Annotated in this window: 20 protein-coding genes; 8 read left to right on the top strand and 12 right to left on the bottom strand. The window is 49.3% G+C overall.

Annotated elements, in window-relative coordinates; all coding sequences use genetic code 11:
- Positions 1-10: 10 nt before the first annotated feature.
- The 6 genes from AB4875_RS02170 to AB4875_RS02145 are packed head-to-tail and all read left to right on the top strand — an operon-like array spanning position 11 to position 6,301.
- Positions 11-1,015 carry a DUF4040 domain-containing protein gene (locus AB4875_RS02170; protein WP_368374397.1) on the top strand — a complete coding sequence of 335 codons (1,005 nt, stop codon included), beginning with the start codon at positions 11-13 and terminating at the stop codon, positions 1,013-1,015.
- Positions 1,012-1,368, top strand: a complete 357-nt coding sequence (locus AB4875_RS02165; RefSeq protein ID WP_368374396.1) for a cation:proton antiporter subunit C — start codon at positions 1,012-1,014, stop codon at positions 1,366-1,368. Before AB4875_RS02170 ends, AB4875_RS02165 begins: the two co-directional genes overlap by 4 nt.
- Positions 1,362-2,837, top strand: coding sequence for a monovalent cation/H+ antiporter subunit D family protein (locus AB4875_RS02160; protein WP_368374395.1), 1,476 nt, complete (start codon positions 1,362-1,364; stop codon positions 2,835-2,837). The genes AB4875_RS02165 and AB4875_RS02160 overlap by 7 nt, the downstream gene beginning before the upstream one ends.
- Positions 2,837-4,336 carry a proton-conducting transporter transmembrane domain-containing protein gene (locus AB4875_RS02155; protein WP_368374394.1) on the top strand — a complete coding sequence of 500 codons (1,500 nt, stop codon included), beginning with the start codon at positions 2,837-2,839 and terminating at the stop codon, positions 4,334-4,336. Before AB4875_RS02160 ends, AB4875_RS02155 begins: the two co-directional genes overlap by 1 nt.
- Complete coding sequence (locus AB4875_RS02150) at positions 4,333-4,617, top strand: hypothetical protein (RefSeq protein ID WP_368374393.1); 285 nt, start codon at positions 4,333-4,335, stop codon at positions 4,615-4,617. The genes AB4875_RS02155 and AB4875_RS02150 overlap by 4 nt, the downstream gene beginning before the upstream one ends.
- On the top strand, positions 4,604-6,301 hold the full coding sequence (locus AB4875_RS02145; protein ID WP_368374392.1) for a Na(+)/H(+) antiporter subunit D: 1,698 nt from the start codon (positions 4,604-4,606) through the stop codon (positions 6,299-6,301). The genes AB4875_RS02150 and AB4875_RS02145 overlap by 14 nt, the downstream gene beginning before the upstream one ends.
- 254 nt (positions 6,302-6,555) lie before the next feature.
- Here AB4875_RS02145 and AB4875_RS02140 read toward each other — a convergent pair whose 3' ends face one another.
- Positions 6,556-7,047, bottom strand: coding sequence for a DUF2505 domain-containing protein (locus tag AB4875_RS02140; protein ID WP_368374391.1), 492 nt, complete (start codon positions 7,045-7,047; stop codon positions 6,556-6,558).
- A gap of 71 nt (positions 7,048-7,118) precedes the next feature.
- On the bottom strand, positions 7,119-8,486 hold the full coding sequence (locus tag AB4875_RS02135) for a WS/DGAT/MGAT family O-acyltransferase (RefSeq protein ID WP_368374390.1): 1,368 nt from the start codon (positions 8,484-8,486) through the stop codon (positions 7,119-7,121).
- Positions 8,487-8,764: 278 nt separating this feature from the next.
- Here AB4875_RS02135 and AB4875_RS02130 point away from each other — a divergent pair, with 278 nt between their 5' ends.
- Positions 8,765-9,718, top strand: a complete 954-nt coding sequence (locus AB4875_RS02130) for an NAD(P)-dependent alcohol dehydrogenase (RefSeq protein WP_368374389.1) — start codon at positions 8,765-8,767, stop codon at positions 9,716-9,718.
- Positions 9,719-9,852: 134 nt separating this feature from the next.
- Here the strand turns inward: AB4875_RS02130 and AB4875_RS02125 are convergent, their stop codons facing one another.
- The 5 genes from AB4875_RS02125 to AB4875_RS02105 all read right to left on the bottom strand — a co-directional run bounded on the left by AB4875_RS02125 (position 9,853) and on the right by AB4875_RS02105 (position 14,601).
- Positions 9,853-10,578 carry a spermidine synthase gene (locus tag AB4875_RS02125; RefSeq protein WP_368374388.1) on the bottom strand — a complete coding sequence of 242 codons (726 nt, stop codon included), beginning with the start codon at positions 10,576-10,578 and terminating at the stop codon, positions 9,853-9,855.
- Between the two features lie 532 nt (positions 10,579-11,110).
- The gene (locus AB4875_RS02120) at positions 11,111-11,539 is read right to left on the bottom strand and encodes a BLUF domain-containing protein (RefSeq protein ID WP_368374387.1); all 429 of its coding nucleotides are present in this window, start codon (positions 11,537-11,539) and stop codon (positions 11,111-11,113) included.
- Positions 11,540-11,750: 211 nt separating this feature from the next.
- Positions 11,751-13,766 carry a hypothetical protein gene (locus AB4875_RS02115; RefSeq protein WP_368374386.1) on the bottom strand — a complete coding sequence of 672 codons (2,016 nt, stop codon included), beginning with the start codon at positions 13,764-13,766 and terminating at the stop codon, positions 11,751-11,753.
- A gap of 296 nt (positions 13,767-14,062) precedes the next feature.
- The gene (locus AB4875_RS02110) at positions 14,063-14,446 is read right to left on the bottom strand and encodes a DUF4112 domain-containing protein (RefSeq protein ID WP_368374385.1); all 384 of its coding nucleotides are present in this window, start codon (positions 14,444-14,446) and stop codon (positions 14,063-14,065) included.
- The gene (locus AB4875_RS02105; RefSeq protein WP_103685093.1) at positions 14,443-14,601 is read right to left on the bottom strand and encodes a YqaE/Pmp3 family membrane protein; all 159 of its coding nucleotides are present in this window, start codon (positions 14,599-14,601) and stop codon (positions 14,443-14,445) included. Before AB4875_RS02105 ends, AB4875_RS02110 begins: the two co-directional genes overlap by 4 nt.
- Before the next feature lie 170 nt (positions 14,602-14,771).
- On the opposite strand from AB4875_RS02105, the gene AB4875_RS02100 reads away from it, so the two are divergent.
- Complete coding sequence (locus AB4875_RS02100) at positions 14,772-15,635, top strand: acyl-CoA thioesterase (RefSeq protein WP_368374384.1); 864 nt, start codon at positions 14,772-14,774, stop codon at positions 15,633-15,635.
- Positions 15,636-15,706: 71 nt separating this feature from the next.
- Here AB4875_RS02100 and AB4875_RS02095 read toward each other — a convergent pair whose 3' ends face one another.
- The 5 genes from AB4875_RS02095 to AB4875_RS02075 all read right to left on the bottom strand — a co-directional run bounded on the left by AB4875_RS02095 (position 15,707) and on the right by AB4875_RS02075 (position 23,123).
- A complete protein-coding gene (locus AB4875_RS02095) occupies positions 15,707-18,694 on the bottom strand; it encodes a hypothetical protein (protein ID WP_368374383.1) in 2,988 nt (995 codons plus the stop codon).
- Positions 18,695-18,857: 163 nt separating this feature from the next.
- On the bottom strand, positions 18,858-19,139 hold the full coding sequence (locus AB4875_RS02090) for a YidH family protein (protein ID WP_368374382.1): 282 nt from the start codon (positions 19,137-19,139) through the stop codon (positions 18,858-18,860).
- Positions 19,140-19,350: 211 nt separating this feature from the next.
- Positions 19,351-19,563, bottom strand: a complete 213-nt coding sequence (locus tag AB4875_RS02085; RefSeq protein ID WP_368374381.1) for a hypothetical protein — start codon at positions 19,561-19,563, stop codon at positions 19,351-19,353.
- A 353-nt stretch (positions 19,564-19,916) separates the two neighbouring features.
- Positions 19,917-22,028, bottom strand: coding sequence for a PQQ-dependent dehydrogenase, methanol/ethanol family (locus AB4875_RS02080; protein ID WP_368374380.1), 2,112 nt, complete (start codon positions 22,026-22,028; stop codon positions 19,917-19,919).
- 198 nt (positions 22,029-22,226) lie between these two features.
- Positions 22,227-23,123: a Dyp-type peroxidase gene (locus AB4875_RS02075; protein WP_368374379.1), complete on the bottom strand. Its 897-nt coding sequence runs from the start codon at positions 23,121-23,123 to the stop codon at positions 22,227-22,229.
- Between the last annotated feature and the right edge of the window lie 82 nt (positions 23,124-23,205).

Genomic DNA, 23,205 nt, shown 5'->3' with positions numbered 1-23,205 from the left:
GTGTATATGATTGGTTTGGGAGGGTGAGGTCATAGAACTCTTACTTGATATTAGCCTACTCAGCATGCTGGTAGTGACTGCGTTGGCGATTGCGCATAGCCGCGACTTAGTCGCGGTTGTGATGTTAACGGGTGTTTACGGATTTTTGTCGGCAAGCTTTTTTGTCTTGATGGACGCGGTAGATGTCGCCTTTACCGAGGCGGCCGTCGGCTCTGGCATTTCCCCCCTATTGATGCTGCTAACCCTAGCGCTAGTAGGAAGACATGAAACCTGCGCTAGATCGAGGAGCTTACCGGCGCTGATTCTGGTGGGCATCACTGGCGCCTTATTAATTTATGGCACGCTGGGTCTGCCATCATTTGGCGACGCAAATTCTCCTGCACAGCTGCACGTTGCGCCGCGCTATATTTCCGATTCTGCCGCCGAAATTGGCATTCCCAATGTAGTCACCTCAGTGCTGGCCAGCTATCGCGGCTTTGATACCTTCGGTGAAGTAGTGGTGGTCTTTACTGCGGCTATCGGTGTGATGTCATTACTAAGCACCGGCGCCTTGCCCATACTTCCCAAGGCTGAGGGCGCTCACAGCCATAAAGTACTTAGGATCGTCAGTAAGATTTTGATTCCGCCTATTATGATCTTTGGCCTCTACGTGCAGTTTCACGGCGATTATGGCCCCGGCGGGGGGTTTCAGGCTGGGGTTATTTTCGCTGCAGCAATTATTCTTTACACGATGTTCTTCGGTGTGGATTTTGCGCGCCGGGTTGTAGATGTCCCCGCGCTTCGTTTTCTAGCCGCCTTTGGCGCCCTGCTTTACGGCTCGGTTGGCATTTCATCGATGCTTTTGGGCGGCAACTTTCTGGATTACTCAGTACTGGCCGGCAATCCAATTACCGGGCAGCACATTGGTATTATTGTAATTGAGCTGGGCGTGGGTATTACGGTCGCGGCAGTGATGGTGCTGATCTTCTACAGTTTTGTAAGCCAACTCGACAAACAAGGACGTAAAGACGGATGAGTATTATTTTTTCTCATTACAATGACTGGATCGTCGTTGCGCTAATGATGATTGGTTTTTATATCGTTATTGCTCAGGGCAATCTAGTGAAGAAGCTGGTTGGTTTGAATATCTTCCAGACCTCGGTATTTATCCTTTATATCAGCGCCGGCAAGGTCACAAGTGGTACTGCGCCAATATTGAATGACTCTGGCAATGTTTACTCCAATCCTCTGCCCCATGTACTAATTCTAACCGCGATCGTGGTTGGCATTGCCACCACGGCGCTGGGCTTGGCGTTGACCATCCGAATCAAAAGAGCTTACGGCAGTATCGAAGAAGCCGACATTCAGAAAAGAGACCTTTCGTGCTAAACCATCTAATTATTCTTCAGGTTATCGTACCGCTGCTGGGCGCCCCCTGCTGCCTTATCGTTGGTCGCAACCGGGCCGCCTGGCTGTTTGCGCTGCTGGTCAGTGCGGTATCTTTCTTAATCGCTTGTCTGCTTTTGGCGCAGGTCTACGATGTTGGTAGCCTGACCTATGAGCTGGGTGGCTGGGCTCCGCCCTGGGGCATTGAGTATCGCCTAGATTTACTGAGCGCGTGGCTGCTAGTCATTATTTCACTGAGCAGTACAGTCTGTTTGTTTGCCGCTCAAACCAGTATTCAAAAAGAAATTGAGCCCGATAAACAGCTGTTTTTCTATGTTGCCTGGCTGCTGTGTTTAGCCGGTTTGCTGGGGATACTATCAACCGGTGATGCCTTTAACGTCTTTGTGTTTCTTGAGGTGTCATCTCTCTCCACCTACACTCTGATCGCCTTAGGCAAGCGTCGACAAGCCCTATGGGCCGCCTTCCGCTACCTCATTATGGGCACCATCGGCGCCACCTTTATTCTTATCGGTATCGGCTTCATGTATATGATGACCGGCACCTTGAATATGGCAGATTTAGCCGTGCGCTTACCGAAGGTAGAAGACTCCCAAGCTGTCTTTGTTGCCTATACTTTTATTGTGGTGGGTATCGGCCTGAAGATGGCCATGTTCCCCTTGCACTTCTGGCTTCCCAAGGCGTACGCCGAGGCGCCATCTATTGCCACCGCATTTCTTGCTGCTAGCTCAACTAAGGTAGCGGTATATCTGCTGATTCGATTCACCTACACGGTGTTTGATGGTCAGCTAGAAACCGCTGCGCTGCCGCTGACAGACATTCTTGTTGCCCTGGGTGTGCTGGCAGTATTCAGCGCCTCAACTACCGCCATCTTCCAATTAGATATTAAAAAGGCGATTGCCTATTCGAGTGTCGCGCAAATTGGCTACATGCTCATTGGTATCGGTTTGGGAAGCGCCCTAGGTATGCAGGCAACACTGCTGCATTTGTTTAATCACGCCTTAATGAAGGGCGGCTTGTTCCTGTCAATCGCCGCCATCGTGTATCGCCTCGGCAGCAGTCAACTTGACGCCCTCAATGGCTTGGGCAAGCGCATGCCGATCACGTCGCTGAGTTTTACCATCGGCGGCTTGAGTCTAATAGGTGTGCCGCTCACGGTGGGCTTTATCAGCAAGTGGTATCTGGTGAGTGCAGCTATTGAATCTGGTCGTTGGCCGCTAGCCATGCTGATTGTAATGGGCTCGCTGTTAGCACTGGCCTATATCTGGCGCGTTGTCGAAAGGCTGTATTTCAAAGAGTCTGAGGCCGGTGCGCCCACAGGAGAAGCACCGCTGATGATGCTGATTCCACTGTGGATATTGATTTCCGCTAATGTGTATTTTGGTATTGATACCCGACTCCCCATTGAAATTACAGCTGAGGCTGCCCGCAGCCTGCTAGAGGGTATTCGGTGATGAGTAGCGAATCTATGTTAATAAATTTCGCCATCGCGCTGCCTTTACTGGCAGCACTGTTAATTAGTGTGACAGGACGCTTCCCCAATCTTCGGGAAGCCGTCTCCATCGTCATTGGCTTGGTGTTGCTGGCGACCAATATTGCAATCTATAAGCAGTGGCAGGGTGGCGTAGCCTTACATGGACACTGGCTAGATATTCTGCCCGGTCTTAGCTTGAGTTTCCGGGTTGAGGCCTTAGGTTTACTGTTCGCCTTGGTGGCCAGCTCCCTTTGGCCGGTGACAGTGCTGTACGCCATTGGCTATATGCGCGGACACGATGAGAAAAATCAAACCCGCTTTTACGCCTGTTTTGCCATAGCAATCTCAGCGGTTATGGCCATCGCTTACGCGGACAACCTTTTTGCCCTGTTTGTTTTCTATGAAGTGCTCTCGCTGTGCACCTACCCACTGGTAACTCATGCCGGAACCGAAAAAGCCAAGCAAGGTGGCCGGGTCTATTTGTCGATTTTAATGGGCACCTCCATCGCCTTCTTTTTACCGGCAATGATATTTACCTGGGTTATCAGCGGTACTCTGGAATTTCGTCTAGGCGGCATTCTGCCTGATGAATTCTCCGGTCCTCTACTCTCGATACTCCTAGCCTTTTTCGTATTCGGTGTGGCGAAAGCAGCCATGATGCCTTTTCACCGCTGGCTGCCAGCGGCGATGGTGGCGCCCACTCCGGTTAGCGCACTCCTACACGCCGTTGCGGTGGTGAAAGCGGGCGTATTCAGCCTCTTAAAGATCCTGATCTTTGTTATTGGCCTCGATCGCCTACAGGAAATTCCGCTTACTGATTATCTTCTCTACTTGGCTGGCGCAGGGGTGTTGCTGGCATCACTCGTTGCCATGCGCCAAGACAATCTCAAAGCGAGACTCGCCTACTCAACTGTGAGTCAGCTTGGCTATATTAGTATGGGTGCGTTTTTAGCCACCCAGAGCGGCGTGATAGGCAGCGCCACCCATATTGCCATGCACGCGGTGGGAAAAATTACCTTGTTCTTTTGCGCCGGTGCCATTCTTGTTGCCAGCCATAAAAGTGAAATCAGCCAAATGCGTGGCTTGGGGCGGCAAATGCCCATCACCATGGTGGCCTTCTTTATCGGTGCGCTAAGCATTATTGGCTTACCGCCCACAGGTGGCACCTGGAGTAAGTGGTTACTACTAAGCGCCACCATGGATGCCGGGCAGTGGGCAATGATGGTGATCTTACTAGTCAGCTCGCTGCTTAATATTGCCTACTTGCTACCCATTCCACTGCGAGCATTTTTCCCAGGGGAAAAATTCTTAAAAGAACAATCCAAATCTGGCACCGCCGCAGTTGCGATAAAGGAAGCGCCTTTGCCGGCCTTGCTGGCCATCATAATTACCAGTCTCGCCTGCATAGCATTATTTTTCTGGCCGGACATTCCCTACGAACTCGCGACGGGGATTTTTAATGAGGTGCCCATGCCATGAGTGAATCTCAAGATTTCTTCGACAAACCTAAAAATGTGAAGCACATCCTCACTGGCCTGTATGTCATTTGTGGTCTGCTGGTGGCACTGGAGCTAGTGGTTCATCGTCATACGGAACACCCCTGGGAAGGACTCTTTAGTTTTTATCCCCTATACGGTTTTGTGGGATGTGTGGTGTTGGTATTGGTGGCAACACTCATGCGCAAAGTGGTGATGCGTGATGAAAACTATTATCAGCAAGACGAACCAAAGGTAGAGGAGTCCAACCGTGTTGAGCATTGAACTGCCTCCTTTCCTACTGTTTTACCTAGGCGCCATACTGGCTGGTCTCTGCCAGGGGCGAGTGCGCGCGGCCGCCTTGCTGGGCACCATTGCCCTTAGTGCCGTAAATTTATGGCAGCTGCCCGAAAATTACACCGTGCTAGCCTCCTTTATGGGCCTGGAGCTAACTCCGGTCAAACTGGATAATCTGAACCTGTTGTTTGGTTATCTCTTCCACATTGCCGCCCTGATTGGGGTTATTTACTCACTGCATGTGCAAGATCGCGTACAGCAATCGGCCGCCATGCTCTATGCCGGTAGCGCCCTAGGTGCGGTATTTGCTGGCGACCTGCTGACGCTATTTTTGTTTTGGGAAATGCTCGCTTTAAGCTCGGTATTCCTAGTATGGGCGCGGGGCACTGACAGAGCCTATAGCGCGGGAATGCGCTATCTGATTCTCCAGGTTGTGTCGGGCTTGCTACTGCTGGCCGGGATTATCATCCACTATCAAAATACCGGCAGCCTTGAATTCACTTATATTGGTCTAGAGGGCCTAGCCGCCTGGCTGATATTCATCGCCTTCGGCATCAAGTGTGCATTTCCGGGATTCCATACCTGGCTCACCGACGCCTATCCAGAGGCGACGCCCACAGGCACGGTATTCCTGAGCGCCTTCACCACCAAGGTGGCGATCTATGCCATGGCCCGCGCATTTCCCGGCACCGAGTTACTGGTGACGATCGGTGCGGTAATGGCCTGTTTCCCGATCTTTTTCGCAGTAATAGAAAACGACCTTCGGCGCGTGCTGGCCTACAGTTTAATTAACCAGTTAGGCTTTATGATTATTGGTATCGGCATTGGTACCGAGCTGGCCATTAACGGCGCCGTCGCTCACGCCTTTAACGACGTTATCTTTAAAGGCCTGCTGTTTATGTCCATGGGGGCAGTGCTATACCGAACCGGCCGTATCAATGGCTCCGAGCTGGGCGGACTTTACAAGTCTATGCCGAAGACCGCGATCCTGTGTATTGTCGGTGCGGCATCTATTTCTGCCTTCCCGCTGTTCAGTGGCTTTGTTAGTAAGTCGATGATTATGTCGGCGGCCCTGAAAGAGGGCTACGACATTACCTGGTTGCTGCTACTTTTTGCCTCAGCGGGTGTGTTCCATCACGCTGGTATCAAAATTCCCTACTTTGCGTTTTTTGCCCACGACTCTGGCATTCGCTGCAAAGAAGCGCCGCGCAATATGTTGCTGGCAATGTCTATTGCGGCAGCCCTGTGTATCGGTATCGGCAGTTTCCCAAATTTGCTCTATCAACACCTGCCCTATTCAACTAACTACAGCGCGTATGACCTAACTCATATATTGACGCAAACCCAGTTGTTGTTCTTCTCAGCCTTGGCCTTTGTTTGGTTGAATCTAAAGGGAATGTATCCGCCCGAGCTGCCGTCAACCAACCTAGATAGCGATTGGTTTTATCGGCGGCCGCTGGCGCGTCTGGTTAAGGGCTCATTATCCCTGATGTGGGCTTTAGATCAGCAGGTCCGCGGGCAAGCCATGATAGTTATAAAAGCCTTTGGCAAACGCGTAGCCACCTTATACCGGCCTAATGAGGGATTACTCGCCAGAGAAATCTCCATTAGCAGTATGGTCGCGTGGATGTGTGGCTTGCTGGCCGTGATATTATTGATGAGTTTCGTTTAATAGCATCATGCTGAAAACGACAGCGCGTTCCAAGACACAGGGAGCAATATGTCCCGCTTGGTTATGTTACGCGCAGTCTCATAAATATAATAGTTAGATAGTTTGCGCTCTTGCTTTTATCTGTACTAATTTTTCGACGTGAATAATATCGACGGTAGTTGTCTTTATTACTTTGCGGTGACGAAAAAATAATTAGTCGACTTTTTATTTAATGAAAAATTGGCGTGCCGACTATCATTCCCCAAACCTAAAGATCACATATAAGCGTTTAATAATTTGGCGCTTTCAAGGTGATCTAGTTCGACTTTTTTACTCATATCTTCCATCAATACTTTTTCAAGTTTACCGCCAATCAAGGGTACTTTAACGTTAATATTCCAGCCCATTAATAAGGCCGAGCCGGCACCCTCATCCACTAGCTTCATATCGCAGCTGGCCTCAACGGGCACACCCTTAAACTCAATATCTAGGCGGCCAGTTTTGCTGGACGCATCCCAAGTATCACGTTGAACGATTGTCATGGTGCCACTAAAAAACTTCTTGGCAAAGCTTGGCACAGGCACATCGGCAGGCAGGCAGCGTTTGATATTGATGGAAAATTTACCTTCTTCAAAAGACTCGTCGAGAAGTGCAATATTTTGCGCGCCCAGATTCTTATACTTATTCAGAAAGTAATCCTTGTCGGTATACATCGTAATTACCGTGTCTGTTGTTGCTGGAAACATTATTTTTATATTTTTTTTCATAATCCAACCTATGTATTAAAAAATGTACGGCTCGTTTGAATTAACACTCACCGGCAAACACCGTAGCAATTCTATGCAAGCCCAACGGCGGCTTCAAGCTCTGATAATGCCTGTTCGGTAAAATCTAGCAGACGCTGCATATTCGGCACAGACCGGCGGCAGGCGGTATAGCCAAAGGCTACGGAATCACAATAGCTGGTCAAGGTGATATTTAAAGCCTGGCCATCAATTGGAATCGAAATCGGATACGTTTCTTCCAGCATAGCGCCATTCAGGTACAGGGGCTTTTTAGAGCCTGGTACATTGGAAATGACCACATTAAACGCCGGACGAACACGGTCTAAGCCGAGAATTGACGTAACCGCCATTGGGCTTAATCCTGTGGCTGCATAGGCAAGCTGCTCTACCCGGCTCATCTTGGCCATGCGGTCTTTAGCTCTGCGAGTCGATGCCATAACCGCTTGTAAGCGCTCAGCCGGATCCACGATATGAGTCGCCAGATTAGCCAAAATTACGGAAACCTGATTACCACCTTCCGGACTGTCCGCCGCCCTAACAGATACCGGCACCATGCTGATGAGCGGCGCTTTAGGCAGGCCGTCTTTTGATTCTAGGTATGAACGTATGGCGCCTGAACACATCGCTAAAGCCACATCGTTAATAGTGCCGCCCGCCGCCTTAGCGACCGCTTTAATACGCGCTAATGAATATGACTGCGCCGCAAAGCGCCGCGAGCTGCTGATGGGCACATTGAACATGGTTGGCGGTGCTTGGTAGGGCGTCGCATCAGCGGGTTTACCGCGGCTCCTGCGCAACAAATCCAATGCCCCGCGGACTGCACCGGGAACAATACGAAAATTAGTCTCCATTGAATGTATAAGGGCATTGACCGGTCCAACAGGAGGAACCAAGGCGCCCGATCTCTTACGACGACTAGGCACTCGCGCCCAAACAGGCGGCATTGCCCGCTGATTCGGGTCTTCGCTGAGAGATCGAACGACCTCTAAGGTCGCCGAAACACCATCGAATACGGAGTGATGTACTTTGGTATAAATAGCAAAACGGCCGTCCGCTAACCCTTCTATCACACTCACTTCCCAGAGCGGGCGACTGCGGTCCATTAACGCGCTGTGCAGGCGCGACACCATCTCCAACAGTTCCCGAATTCGGCCAGGCGCAGGTAAGGAGAGATGACGCACGTGATGGTCGATTTCAAAATGATCATCATCTCGCCAGAACCATGTGCCCCGGAATACTGGGCGCTGATTATATGGCGGACTCGGCTCTGAATGACGCCGCATATCCTTTACCAAGTCGCGAATAAACGTCTTGGGGGCTCCATCTGGCAGTGCGAATATCTGTAGACCCGCTATATGCATTGGTTGACGGCGGTGCTCAGCCATCAAAAACAAGGCATCCGTTGGAGAGAGCATTTTCATATTGCTAACCTCAAGATAGTAAGTCAGCTCTCATTCAAGCTCACAGACATATATATAAAATTATAGTTTGGAATCAAGTATACGGGCATACACGCTCTTCATCCCATACAGCGTATAAGAAATATTTTCAGCCCGCAACGAAGTACAATAAGATATGAGGCAGACAGTTAAAGTCATCATCGAGTCGCTTTATTAGCGCTTTACTGAATTGGCGTCACTGCCCGATGTGGCCCAATAGCCACCCCTAATTCTAATAAATTTACCAGGAGTACCCAATAGTGAAAGCTGCCACCACCAGAGGCTTTGGCCCTAGAGCAAGATTGATGATCAAAGACGTCAACAAGCCCAAGATCGGCGCCGATGATGTATTGGTTGAAGTGCATGCATCGTCGGTTAATCCCAAAGACTGGAAGCTTAATTACAATATTTCCAGCTTGGTCCCTAAAGTCGGCAGCTTATCTAATTTCCATATTATTGGTGATGACTTAGCCGGCGTCATCGTTGAGCGGGGTAGTAATGTCAGTAATTTTAAGGTCGGCGACAAAGTATATGGTATGGATATGCGATTGCGCACAGCGGCTTGTGGCGAGTACGCCTGCATTGCCACTAAGCGGATTGCGCATATGCCCAAAAATATATCCTTTAACGAGGCCGCAGCCGTTCCGCTCGCCGCGCTAACAGCCTTACAGGCTTTTCAAATGGGCCCCGTCAGTGATGGCAGTAAAGTCCTTGTAATCGGCGCGTCAGGGGGCGTCGGCACATTCGCTATACAAATCGCTAAAGCGATGGGGGCTGAGGTGACTGGGGTGTGTAGCGGAAAAAATATAGAGCTGGTGACAAGCCTTGGTGCCGATAAGGTCATTGACTACACCCAGGGGGACTTTAAAGCAGAGAACAATAATTTCGATTTAGTATTCGATGCAACCGCCTACGAAAGCCTGACAACATGCGCATCATTAATGGCAGAAGACGGCCTCTTTGTGACTACCTCAGGCCACGGGAAAGCGCTTTTTAATGCCTACCGCCCCCATCTCTTTATGGGCAGTAAATCCGCTAGGCCAGTATGGGTTGAGTCCTATACTAGCGACTTAGAGATATTAACCGACTTTATTGAAAGCGGTGCCGTTACCCCCGTCATCGATAGCGTTCATCAACTAGCTAATATTGAGGATGCGTATACTAGAAACAAAACGGGTAGAAGCCGAGGTAAAGTCGTCATACAAATAGTGTGAGGGATACATCCTTAATTGGCCGGATATTGAAGGGACCGCGTTGGCTGCGGCCCCTTATCGCACTCTGATTACCCGAAATGGACTTTGCATCAGCAGCTGTAGCGCAACTTCTAGCCCTTAACTGCTCCTCTGTATTATGCCGCTTTCACACAAACATATACCGAGTTAGTCGATTCACCATCTTGAAAAGGATTATAAAAAGACACCACGTGAGAATCGACTTTCTCAAACACGGTTTTCAGCAAATCCTCAAAACCTTGCTCCGGCAGATTTTGCGACCACATCGCAAACACACCTGCAGGCTTAAGTTGATCTGCCATAAGCGCTAGATTTTCAGTCGTATAAAAACCGGCGTTGGCGGCGTTCAGAAATTCGGTGGGTGAATGGTCGATATCTAATAATATCGCATCAAACTTTTTACCCTTGCTGTCTGGTGCAAAGCCCGTACTCGGAGATGTGCCAAGATCGAAAAAACTGCCTAGTACATAGTGATTTCTGCTATCCGCATTGAGTATTTTACCTAGCGGCACCAGCTCATCTTTATGCCAGCCGATCACGGTATCTAGGGCTTCCACCACAAATAAGTCTGCAATTCGCTCGTCTTTTAATGCCGCCACGGCGGTGTAACCTAGGCCCAAGCCACCGACAACTACAGAGAGTTTGTCACCCTTTACCGCTGCCAAACCAAGTGTGGATAAAGCCTCTTCAGCCTCGACAAACATGCTCGACATTAAATATTCATCGCCCAACTTAACTTCATAGATGTCTCTATTGCCAAACGCAGGGATGCGCCGTCTGCGCAGAGAGATTTCACCTAAAGCGGACGCTCGGCTATCAATTTCTTCAAATAATGCGGCCATTGTTAAAAGGTCCTAAAGCTTATATGGGTGGTCATCATACTTACTCCGTGGCGGAAAAGCACAAGTCAGCGATCTCAAGTGTTGATTTTAAGTAGCACGGTAGACAGGGCTTAAAAGTATCACCTTAGCTAAGTACTTTAGAGCTGTGCAGATAGATAGTGGGAATGCTTAGACCACCTATTCAGAACTTATTTTGTCGGCGGGCAAAAGCCAAGAAAGTCTGGGTTTTCACAGGGATTTTCTTGTCCTTGCCATTTTTTACAATGCCCAAATATGTCCGCTCGCTCGCAATCGGGGTGGCTGGCACAGGCACTCAGAGTAAATAGCAGGCACAGGGAAAATAACGACTTGAGCATATATAGTAGGCATCCTAGTGGGGTGTCTAATTTAAAAGTTTATAAAAACTACACTTCACTGCTAAACGCTTTTTAATACCCTTTTCGTAACTGTTCTATCCGCAGCAAAACGGCAGTCCTGACAAGGTCGTTAACAACAATCTTGAGACTTACACAAAATCGCCCGAGACCTTAAATCAGCGGATCTGGCGACGCCATCTGCCCTCGCGAAATTCAGTTAACACTCGGCGTACCGTCCCGCTGTTTAGCTCTGTAAGACAGCGACCGCTGGTGAAAAAGTTATTTTTCCCTATAAATTGATCAAGCTCTTTTCTCGAAAGTTCAGCATGGCCCATTGACCACCCATCAAATTGTCTCGCCAATATCTCGGTGTCTAAAATCTTAAGCTCGTCGGTATGCCTGGGATCATCAAGAATCTTTGCGTATGTAGAATCAAGGGCATCAGATGGACCCTCCAAGACTTGCAGGAAACTGCCATTGATAAACAATAATATCCCCGTAATGTCACTAACCTTATTGTTGCGAATTGATTGCCGCAAGATATCGTCAACACATGAGGGACTTTGCGCTCTGGACAAAGCGCTAACGTATATCAGTTGCCTCAACACCACACTCCCCCGTCACTCCTGAATTTTAAATAATGCTGCCAAACAATATTTTAACGCAGCGACATATTGGCATTCAACTACGTAAAAACCAGCTGCCGACTGGTGCCCTTGAGGTATTATTTTAAGGTTTTCACCATCAGCTAGGCGCACTTTCTAAGCATACGCAGCTGAGAGTATTTTCCTTTCACATATTTTAAGGGCGATATTATTAGCTATGCGGCCCATCGGTACCGGCACTGGCTTGAAGACCGGTGTCGGGAATCCTATCGAGCCCCCAGCTTAATTCAATAAGCGATTTTACATTCTGGAAGGATTCTTCAGGCACTTTTTCAGGTTCGCCGTAGTCTAGGGTGTCGTAGTGAAAAATATATAAGCGCGAGGCAAACTGTTCAAACGGCAACGAGGCCTCACCAAAACGTTCGCCATGGTCAGCGGTGCTAACAATGACGTCGTTACCCCAGTTTTGACCGCTATCATTGTTGGGATTGAAAAAATAAACCCGCATCTCTGAGTTTTGATCTAAGGCAACTCGCATAATGGCAATAGCATGCCATCCGATAAACCGCGCCGCGCTATCGGTAATCGCTATTCCCGCTGGTTGCGGATGAATGAGTGGTTGGTTGCCGTTGTAAAACGGATGGTAATGCGCGTGAAAATTACGAATGAATGCTTCCAGGTCAATCAGTTGGCCGCTGGCCACGTCGACATTAATACAGAAGCCCCGCCCAACCCACCAGCCGTGAAACTCGGGATTAATCCAGCGGTGAGGATCGCCTTCGCGGCCTATACATAAACGGCCCATTTCCAAGTAGGTTGCGTCCAGATGCGGAACCAGCAGCATCGATACTGGATCGAGATCAAAGGGCAAAAGCGAAAGAGAAGCGTCAAGACATTGCTTGGACGAAATCGCCTGGCCTTCAAAGTGCATAGTCAAATCATTATCGCGAGCAATGGCAGTGATCATCTGCAGCAAATACGTAGGGTCACTAGTGGCCCAGATAGAAAGCGCCCGCGCCGATTGGCAGGTGGGGTTATTGCCTTGGCCAATCCCCAATGGCGACCCCAGCATACATACCACGCCCTCCATAAGACGAGTGCGGGGGGTTGTGGTGGCATCACACATAAACTGCAGGCGGCTCTCAGCCCAATCAGTCAGAGTTAAATTAATCTGCCGCCAGAGTGACTGAGCCACCCCCTGTTGATACAAAATACCGCGCTCCAGCAACATCGCAATACCGTAGACGGCTTGGGCGGTGGAAGGCGATACACACTCGGTAATCAGGGCCTTGATCAAATCTCCGTAGCAAAGAAGACCGTCGCGACCGGTTCCTGACAGTCCGAGCGCATCAATGAGTAAATTCTCATAGTCATCTAATATAAAGCGCAGAAAGCTGGCATGGTAAGGCGACACCAAACCGGTGTCGTACATTGCCCTAGAAAAGCCCAAGGCTTCGGCCTGCAGAGCTTGGCCGTCCAAGCTTGCCAAGCGCTGCTCGTAATAGGGAATACCAGGATCGCCAGTGCTGGCCTGAGTCGGTCCGTAGAGGCTGCTTACTAGCCTTGCCGCACCGAGGCCACTGGTACCAAAATCCATACCTTCGCTGGTCTGACATATGGCGATTTGGGTAATCATACTCTTGACCGGATTCACTTGAATCGGACGTTGTCGGAGTAAACGCCAGATTTCCTCTATTAGCTGGTCAATAATATGTTCAAAGCCAATCCGCTGGGCGAGGTGCTGCATAAGCGCTCGGGGCACCATTGCAAGTGAGCCCTGCTTGACCCGTTCAGCCTCCGATGCCGCCGAGAACAGTAACTCAAGGTTAAGTGCAATAGACTGGGTTAAGAAGTGGTGGGCCTGCTCAGCAGAAATGGCTGAGTGCTTATATTCCCCAAGTGCGACGGCAAGCAAGCGCAACTCGCTTAAGCACTCGATGGTGACCGTGGCCGCCTCTGCGCTGGCTAAAGAAAAAGGGGTTAGGGTTGGAAGCAGTTGCTGGGGCTCAGCCCAGTCGGTGCCTAGGTACACCCCAGCTTCCTCCAATACCTGAGAGCGACTCTCAAGTGCGGCCGGGCCACCATCTTCAACCATAATAAGCCGTGCGGTATCTAGAACCCGCCCGATTTCTGCATGTTTGGCGATTGCTTCTGCTGCTGCCAATGCTCGACTTGCATCATCAAGGTCGCCAAGTAACTCGACCAACTTTTGGTTTTCTATAGTCATAAATAGCTGATTTCATATAATCGTGACCCCATACTACTACGACTTCACAGGTAAAATGCAGCTAGGCTGCGCCTTTTACATTTGATTCGCGCTGACAACAACGAGCGTATACAACATTAAGCTCGGCGCTTAGGGGACAATTCACTTGCTTACTAGCACGCAAAGACTGCGCGTGCCTGACTCTGCTAGAGCTGAATACCCATTTTTAGCCATCAATATTGGAGTCTGCGGTATGGGCGCCATTTTCGCTTTGAGTATCGGAACACTAGGCTAACTAGGGGTCTATAGCGATGCAGCTAGCCCAATTTGGTTTGGGGGTTTGCCCTCTTAAGAGCTTTGTTTTTTAACCAGTCCTCAAGCAAGTCAACATTGCGGATATTTTTTCGAAACGCCACATCCGCGATATCACCGATAATTGGCACAATTCCAAGCACAAAATCCAGGCCGATATTAGCCAACATTTTGAATTTTACCGAGGAGGGCGCAGCAAGCATATGCGCCTGCCAAACAATACCTAAGCCAAGTATGGCACTTACTAAATCACCCGCGACCGGCAGCAAACCAAGTAGAGCGTCGACACCAAATTTTACTCGGGTAAAAGGAATACCCCAGGCGCCGTCTAATAAAATCGCGAATTGGCGACTGCGTTGCAGTCGCTGTTCTGCCGTGGGATTTATCATTTTTTAGCAATGATATAAACCGCATGAATAATTCCCGGCAAATAACCGCAGAGTGTCAAAATAATATTTAACCAAAAGTGCTTACCTAAACCCACTTGTAAAAATACCCCAAGTGGCGGCAGCAATATCGCAAAAATAATACGGATGATGTCCAAGTTTTTGATTCCTTATACTATTGAATAGTCTTATACCGCCTGCTTACTAATACATAATAACAGCGCTCAGTATTAAGTCGAGCGCGCTTTAATCAAGCGCCCTGGTTGAAGTGATCGCTGTTGTTCCATATGCTCTAGGCCCCTCACGCATTGCAGCGAGTAAGATCTCAGTGAACGTCTCTACAAATACCCGATACATTCCCACTGCCAGTGAAATGCTGCAATTAGACGAAATTGCTAAAGATCGCTTTCGCGCTCGCCACAACCTCGACAATATGGCCGGCGTCACCTTTGGCGGCCAAGCCCTTGGTCAATCGCTAGCCGCCGCGACACGCACGGTAAGCAATTGGAAATGCCACAGCCTAAACGGCTTTTTTATGCGGGGCGGGATGATCGATGACACCATTGATTATGCGGTTGAACGCCTCAGTGATAGCCGAAACTTTGCGACTCGCCGGGTGACGGCAGAGCAAGGTGGGCGGGTGATATTCGAGCTACTGTGCTCTTTCCACGCAGGCGAGGAGGGTCTAAGTCATCAATTTACTGAGCTCGGCAATCCGCCCGACCCTGAGTCACTACTCAGTCTAGAAATGTTTGCCCAGCAAAATAGTCATCGCCTACCAGAGCACATCATTGCGGTGCTTTCCAAGCCCTATATTTTTGAGCTGCGGATGCTGCATCCAGAACACTATTTTGAAAGTCCCGATACCGCCTTTCGCGATTTTTGGATTCGCACCCCCTCGGCTGCTGATGTCGGCGATGAACGCGACCACCACTCTCTTCTGGCTATGATGTCCGACTATTGGCTGCCGGGTACAATAGCCGTGCCACACGGACGCGAAGCCGGGATAAAATTTCTGGCGTCTTTGAATCACTCGCTGTGGATACACGCAGCGGTTAAAGTAGATCAGTGGTTGCTATACCGAACCGAAAGCCACTGGGCTGCGAATGGCAGAGGTCTTGTCACCGGCAAAATATTTACACAATCAGGTCTGCTAATTGCGTCCGTTACCCAAGAGGCCGTGTTGCGCTAAACCGCGTTCCCATAAAAAAAGCCCCAGCAATTGCTGGGGCAAAATAATATACTTCAAGGAAGCTGCGTAAATTACTGTTGAGCTGGCTCTAATTTGCGACGGAAGCTCCCTGAAATCCGCACAACATTATCACCGTCAGGCATGATCTGCTCACCATCTACAACAATCGCCGTTGCAGAATAAGTGCCGTTAACGAAGCCATTATCCTCGCTAATAACCTCTACCTGACATGCAGCACCCGGTAAGGTGACAACTTTCTTTAGCTCGCTATCATAGCTGGTAGTTTCGTATATAACGCCGCCTGATAAAACAACATTTAGTGTTCGATTAAAACTATTGGCGTCCAAGTTAGCACAATCATAAACGCCTACCCCACGCGGAATATTGTTAAGCTCAACACCGTGTTGAATATTGCGTTCGCCACGTCTCGCATAGAAGTTATAACCGGTTTCAAAGCTGGAAACTTGGTCGAATTGATCATCTAGGAATTTGAATCGATCTCCTGTTTGCCAATCGGCGCTGCCATCAACAATTTGCAAAGTCATTCCTGACTCTTCACTAGTGAAAGCGCCTTCATCATCGACACCACCTTCTGGTCGATTTAGGCGTATCGCGTAATTGCGGAATTTTCCAGTCACTGGCAAAGTACGCAGCGACTCTTCCAGTGAGGTGTCATTTGATATTAGCGTTGCAGTGTAAGACGCATCATAATACTTGCCGCCACGCCCTACCGTTACAATCTGACAATTTGCGGCCTCATTATTAGACGAGCTATACCTAGTCTCCAAAAGGTAAGTACCCACTTTTATAGCCAGCTCTAAGCCACCAGCACGTGAGCGATACTCTGTTCCGCAGTTGTAGGTCGTATCTACCGCAAAGCCAGAACTAGGATGGCCCTGAGTTACTATGCTGATTACATCTGATGCATTACCGGTAAATGCTGGTGAGCCATCATCAGGGCTCGTCCCGCCAAGACCAACGCGATTTTCCAATAAGAAGTGCTGATCAGGCCCAAGCTCAAAGCTGCCTTCATCACCTATTTCAATAGAACCATAAACATCCAGCGGCAAGTCACCGACCAATTCACCGGCAGTACCGACATGGTGGTAAATACGGAATGGCGTGTTTACTAACTCAAATGTCGGACTGGTATCTGATGTCGAAGTTAATGTAGCCGATAAAATTACACCCTGAAGACCGCCAATATCACTGGCATAATCAAGACGCATTTTACACTCGCTCGCAGAATAGCGTCCGGAATTTGCGCCACCTGCCATACTCAAGCGGATTTTTAGCTCATCGCCACAATCTTGCTCGCCCAGTACTGGATTAGTGATATCGACCTCTAAATAACTTGGATAAGCTTCTTGGAATAAGGTCGTATTCACGTCCCTTGTGCGATCAACATAGAAGTCGAGGCCGCGCAAGCCAAAACCACTACCAACGTCAGCAACTCCTAGATTATAAGATTCCGCGCTGCCAACAAAGCTCACAGTTGCGCCATTTCGACCATTCAAGGAATCGTAAACGGCATTGTTTAGATCACCACTAACGCCACCATCGGTGCTGCCGCCGCCCGTATTACCGCCACCGCCGCCAGTATCAACAACCTCTGAGGTTGCATAAAAGTAGCCATTTGTTACCGGCTTCAGAGGGGTTCCTACTGCGCCATAGAGTTTCCCAGTAAAGTATCCTTCGTAAACCGCACCAACTTGCAAGACCTTAACTATGCAGTCGCCATCATTTGAACCCACACCGGAATTAACCGCTAATCCGCCTTGGTTAAGGTGCTGCAAAACCGTTTCATCGCCGGAGTCATCACAGTTATATGTTCCAACTGCATTCGGAATGACTACTCGCCACTTGCTTGTCGCGGCGCTGTCGCGACCTTCAATATAGAACTGAGTTTTGTCGGCGTTATTTGGTAGTACGTTAACTGAATCGGTGTAGGTGTATGTCACACCATTTACGTCACCGGTAAAGCCATCACCGGTGAAACGCCCTTTACCTTCATTGTTAACTGCGGGGTCTGTGTTACCGCCGGTACCTGATCCGCCTGTACCTGTCCCACCTGTACCTGTCCCACCTGTACCTGTTCCACCTGTACCTGTTCCACCTGTACCTGTTCCACCGGTGCCTGTTCCACCCGTGCCAGTTCCACCTGTACCCGTTCCGCCTGTACCCGACCCACCGGTACCGCCTGTACCTGAACCGCCAGTGCCACCCGTATTCCCTTCTTCAATAGTGGCACTACTAGGTTTTTGATCTGCCGAAGCCGCTTTCAAGGCATCGTTTCCATAGGTATTTGCTTGCCGCGACAATGCTGCGGCCATATCGGCGATAAAATCGACGTAGGGCACGGTTATTGAAGAACCATCCACCAAGCCATCCAACGCCCCATCCGCACCATCACTTGCCATAGCCAGCAATGTATTCAAGGCTGGACTGGCGTTGCCAGAAGACAAGTCAGCCAAAGCCGCTAGAACTAATGCGTGTTTACCAGCATCTGTATTATCGAGCTTTGGGCCTGTGGCGCTGCTAACTAACTCTGGAATCGCCAAAATACTGCTAATACCGGGAGCTAAGCTCAGGCGTACTTGCTCATTAATATCAGCAACTTCGGCGGCCGTAAGCGCAGCACTGCTGCGCGCTTTAGCTATTTCATAGGCTAAATTCGTTAAAGGAGTTACGGCAAGGCTCACAGCTGGTAATACTGCAATTGCACGAACAGTCGCTGACGCTGGAAGCGCAACAAACTGCTTTAAAGACTCATCAAAATAGGTCGCGCTGCTACCACCAAGAACTTCAATGACGACCGGCCCCGTGTAATTAAGGTAACTAACATCAACCGTTCCGTTGGCGGCACTCGTTCCTTCGCCGAGTAAGGTCGTACCGTCTCCCTGAAATATTTTAACCTGTGCATTACGGATTAGGCCTAATGATGGAGCGACCGCCACTGACTGCTGTTCAGCGCCTGCGCCGGGGTTTTGTTCATTACAAGCCGCCAATGAGACCGCGACAGCAAGTAACGGCAAATGCAGACATTTTATGCGAGACATACACTTCTCCAGAGTTAATTATTCCGCTCAGTATTTTCGCGCTATAAACCAACGCAGTACTGCTAGCTAACTCGGGAGAATATTTCGTTACGCCAATAAGCGCTACCCCGTGAACGGGGGGGTAATGCTTAATAACTATACAATTTAATGTGCGAATCTATGTCTATTGATTGGGTGAATTACTTGGCTTAGCTCGATATCTACTAAGCTCAGATCGGACATAAAAAAATCTATAGATTCCAAAGATGAGCACTAGTAAGCCAAAAATTACGAGAACCCACGCTATCGCAAGATAGGCATGCAGAGATGCGAAAAACTGAAATAATACTATTGCACCAGCAATCAATGATAGGGCCGTGCGGATGTATGCAAGAAATGTCCGCTCATTAGCAAGACGTGTGCGTTCCAAAGCCAGTAAGTCACGTATCTCTGAGTCATTACTCATACATTTAATCGCTTCGTTAAGGTTTGCCCGTGCATGATGACAATATATGCAAGCTATGTCTTCTATACCATAGCCCATACCTTAATAATCTGAGACGCGAGGCAAGTGCTTGCTATGAGTTTTGAACTATTTGAATTGGCTTTTTACTTATTGTTTAGAATTATCTCTGCGTGGGATTAACTACGCAGAGATAAAACTCTATTACTACAAACTACTTTTTATCGCTGTCTTTTCCAGCATCCACACTGACGGAAGTACTATCTCCGTCACTATTAGTTTTAAACGAAAAAGAACCATCGCCGGTGTCAATACTTACGGCAGTTGATCCTTGATTCGCTGCTGGCGCTGCTGCTTTATCATCTGAACATGCGCTTAGAAATATCGCCGCCACCACCAAAGAACTTCCTATTAGAATATTTTTCATAATGTCTCAACGCCTCGTCAGAAAATAACCGATCATTAGACTTTGAAGATATGACTCGGTTCCGTCGTCAAATTTTTAAAAAAGGTTTTGCAAATTAATCACTAAAACAGACCAACATTTAGCAAATTACCATGAAAAATGTTTTTTATGCCATGTATTTGAAATGTGCAAAAATAATTTTTACGCAACTAGAACAACTATATTAAAAAACAGGGTATATAGAATAAAAACGGCGAGAAAGTTGAACACGAGTTAAACATAAGCCCTGCTATCATTTCTAAAATTTCGGAAAGGCGAGGCAATGATGGCATGCTTGTTAGGAGCGACAGAAAACCTGTCGCTCCTAACTTATTTTATTTACCTATTCCCAGCTTCTCTTCCAGGCCTTCATTGGCCGCAGAAATAATATAGGCACGCAGTATTTTTAATTCGCTTTCACTGATTATGCCCCTAAAAGCAGGCATACCGCGCGACGTTAAACCACCGTCAATCACCACGGCTTTAAACGCCTCATCGCTATTAAGTAGCGGCGACCAGCGCAAGTCAGGAATTAGTCCACTAGAAATAACGTGATCGCCATGACAAACAACACAATTGTTATCGTAAAGTTGCTTACCTTTAGCGATCGTCGCCGCATTGGCAGTAGATGCCGGCGGTGTCGGTTTTGCCATAGTAGACTCTGCCAAGACCGGTAACTTGGCGGTGGCGCCTAGTTTAAATACCATTAAACGGCCGACACCGGCATCGCTTCCTGCGGGGAACAGACCACCATAAACCAGGGTGAAGGTTCCGCCCCAACCTGAGGCCACCGCAAGGTATTGCTCACCGTCTAACTCATAGCTAATCGGTGGCGCCACAATCCCGGTCTGGGCAAAGAAGTCCCACAAACGCTCACCTGTGTCGGCCCGATAGGCAACCAGCTTGGCATCGGCATTACCCTGAAATACCAAGCCGCCTGCGGTCGACAAGACCCCGCCATTCCAAGGGCTGCCATGCTCCACCTGCCAAGCCGGACGCTGCTTAACCGGATCCCAGGCCAATAGGCGACCTTTCAGCGCAGCCTTTATGGCTTTAAATTGCGCCATGTCGGTGGGCAGCGAACCCATCGCGCTGTCTGCACCGGTATTCCAATGGCCTTCTTTAAAGCTAAAGTTTTTATCATCTGAATATATATAGGGGGCTTCGATAGCAGGAATATAAACAAGTCCGGTATCGGGGCTGAACGACATGGGATGCCAGTTATGCCCGCCAAACGGGCCCGGCAATTGTAAGTGTGGCGCTCGTCCACCCCAACGTGCCTCGGGCACTTCTGCCGGCCGACCAGTTTTCGTATCAATATGCGTTGCCCAGTTAACGGGAACGTAATTCTCTGCCGACAGAAGTTCACCGGTGGCGCGATCAATCACATAGAAAAAGCCATTTTTGGGCGCCTGCATAATAACTTTGCGCGGCTTACCATCAATATCTAGCTCCGCCAGAATCATATGCTGGGTGGCGGTGTAATCCCAAGTCTCTCCTGGGGTCGTTTGGTAATGCCAAACGTACTCGCCCGTCTCGGGCCGCAGCGCGACTATCGAAGAGAGATAGAGATTGTCGCCGCCACCGGGGCTGCGAATATTTTGATTCCAGGGTGAGCCATTACCAACCCCAACATAAAGTAAATCCAGCTCTGGGTCGTAGGCCATGGAGTCCCATACCGTGCCGCCACCACCGTATTTCCACCACTCGCCTTTCCAGGTTTCTGCGGCCTTGGCCATTGCTGGGCTTTCAAAGCCGTCGGCAGGATTACCGGGCACCGTATAAAAGCGCCAAACCATGTCGCCATTATTAACGTCATAAGCTGACACATAGCCACGCACACCGTATTCCGCGCCGCCATTACCAATAATGGCCTTGCCATTAACAATCCGCGGCGCACCGGTAATGGTGTATGGCTGACTTTGATCTACGGTGACAACGTCCCATAATTTTTTGCCGGTTTTGGCATCTAATGCGATTAAGCGACCATCAATAGTGCCCGTGATGATTTTGCCGTCGGAATAAGCGACCCCACGATTCACCGCATCACAGCACAAATCGGCCGCCTTGCTGCGATCGACCTGGGGGTCAAATTGCCAGCGCAGCTCACCCGTTCTCGCGTCTAGCGCAGACACTTTATTCCAGGTAGCGGTCACATAAATCACACCATCAACCACTAGCGGTGTCGCCTCAATACCGCGACTAACGCCCAAATCGAATGCCCACGCCAAGCCTAATTGCTCAACATTGGCAGGGGTAATCTGCTCAAGCGGCGAGAACCGCTGCTCTGCGTCACTGCCGCCGTGCTTACTCCACTCCTGAACGATGACTGGCTCAGCAGCCGACGCCATATCTGCCGGTATAGGCGCTTTACTGCACGCCAATAGAAATAGCGGAGCACAAACCAAACTGACCCACCGCAAGGGGGGCAGACCGATATTATTCATTATTATCTCCAGATCTTAGACAATCACTTAACTGTGGACGAACAATGCCAAGCAAACTGACAGGAGTAAAGTGATTCGTAATTCGGCAAGCTTGTTGCCAGTCAGCTTCAGTACGGAGGGGGACAAGAAAATTCAGGCAAAAAAAAGAGCGCTCATATGAGCGCTCAAAATATACCTTGAGTAGGAGACTTCAAATGATTAGAGGGAGCCGATTGCAAAAAGTTCAGCGGCTGATGGCGCAAACCAATAACTTCCGCTCACTGGCGTGGAAAAGTCCGTTAAACGGTCGTGAACACCATCGCCGCTGACGCCAAACATGCTCTGCAATATATGGTCGAATCGGCGAATATCGGCGCTAAATGCCAGAAAATACAAGCCATGTTCCAAGACACCACCATAGGGCACACTACGCCGGTATAATTTTTGGGCAACGCCATTTATTTTTACATCACTGCGGCTAACATGGGAATTATCCGGCATTGCCTCGTCATTGAGTTCAATACTGTCGGGCTTGGTACGGCCAATGACCGCCTCTTGCTCAGGCTGACTCAGGGCGCTAAACGACCTTAAATTATGCACCCACTGCTGACTCATCACATAGCTACCACCGGCGCCGGGCTCGTCCTCCGGAATTAAGGCGACCGTCTGCTGCCCTCGCCCCTTGGGGTTTTCGGTGCCATCTATAAAGCCGGTCAAATCCCGGGAGTCTTTATACAAAAAGCCGATTTTCTCTAACTGCAGCGTCGCAACGGCCGCCAATGCAGCGGTGGCAGTCATCGCCGCATCAAAGTTTGCACTATGATTATCGCCATGCAGCCACAGAAAAATACCTCGCTGGCTTGCAGGGGCTACCTGCCGACCCTCGCCAATTGCCGCAAACGGCTTTAAATCGGCGGGGCAGGCAGCCGGTGCAATACTGCGCCAGCAATCGGCACCAAATGCCCATACCCGATTTACACCGGCGTCGCTCAAAGCCACTGCCTTCGACACCGAATCGCTCAGCTGCTCAAGGCTTAGACCGTCAACAAGTTTATATTCCAGAAAAAAATGAGAGCTGCTCCCCTCAACAAAAATACCGGCCTGTGGTTCAGACATTATCGTTCTCCTCAATTCAGGGCCTTCTTTTATCAGGACTTGATGAACATGACAATCACGTCACTTACAACGCTTGTTCACA

This window comes from Zhongshania sp. R06B22 (assembly GCF_040892595.1).
GTDB lineage: Bacteria > Pseudomonadota > Gammaproteobacteria > Pseudomonadales > Spongiibacteraceae > Spongiibacter > Spongiibacter arctica.
This window is presented reverse-complemented; position numbering and strand designations above follow the sequence as displayed.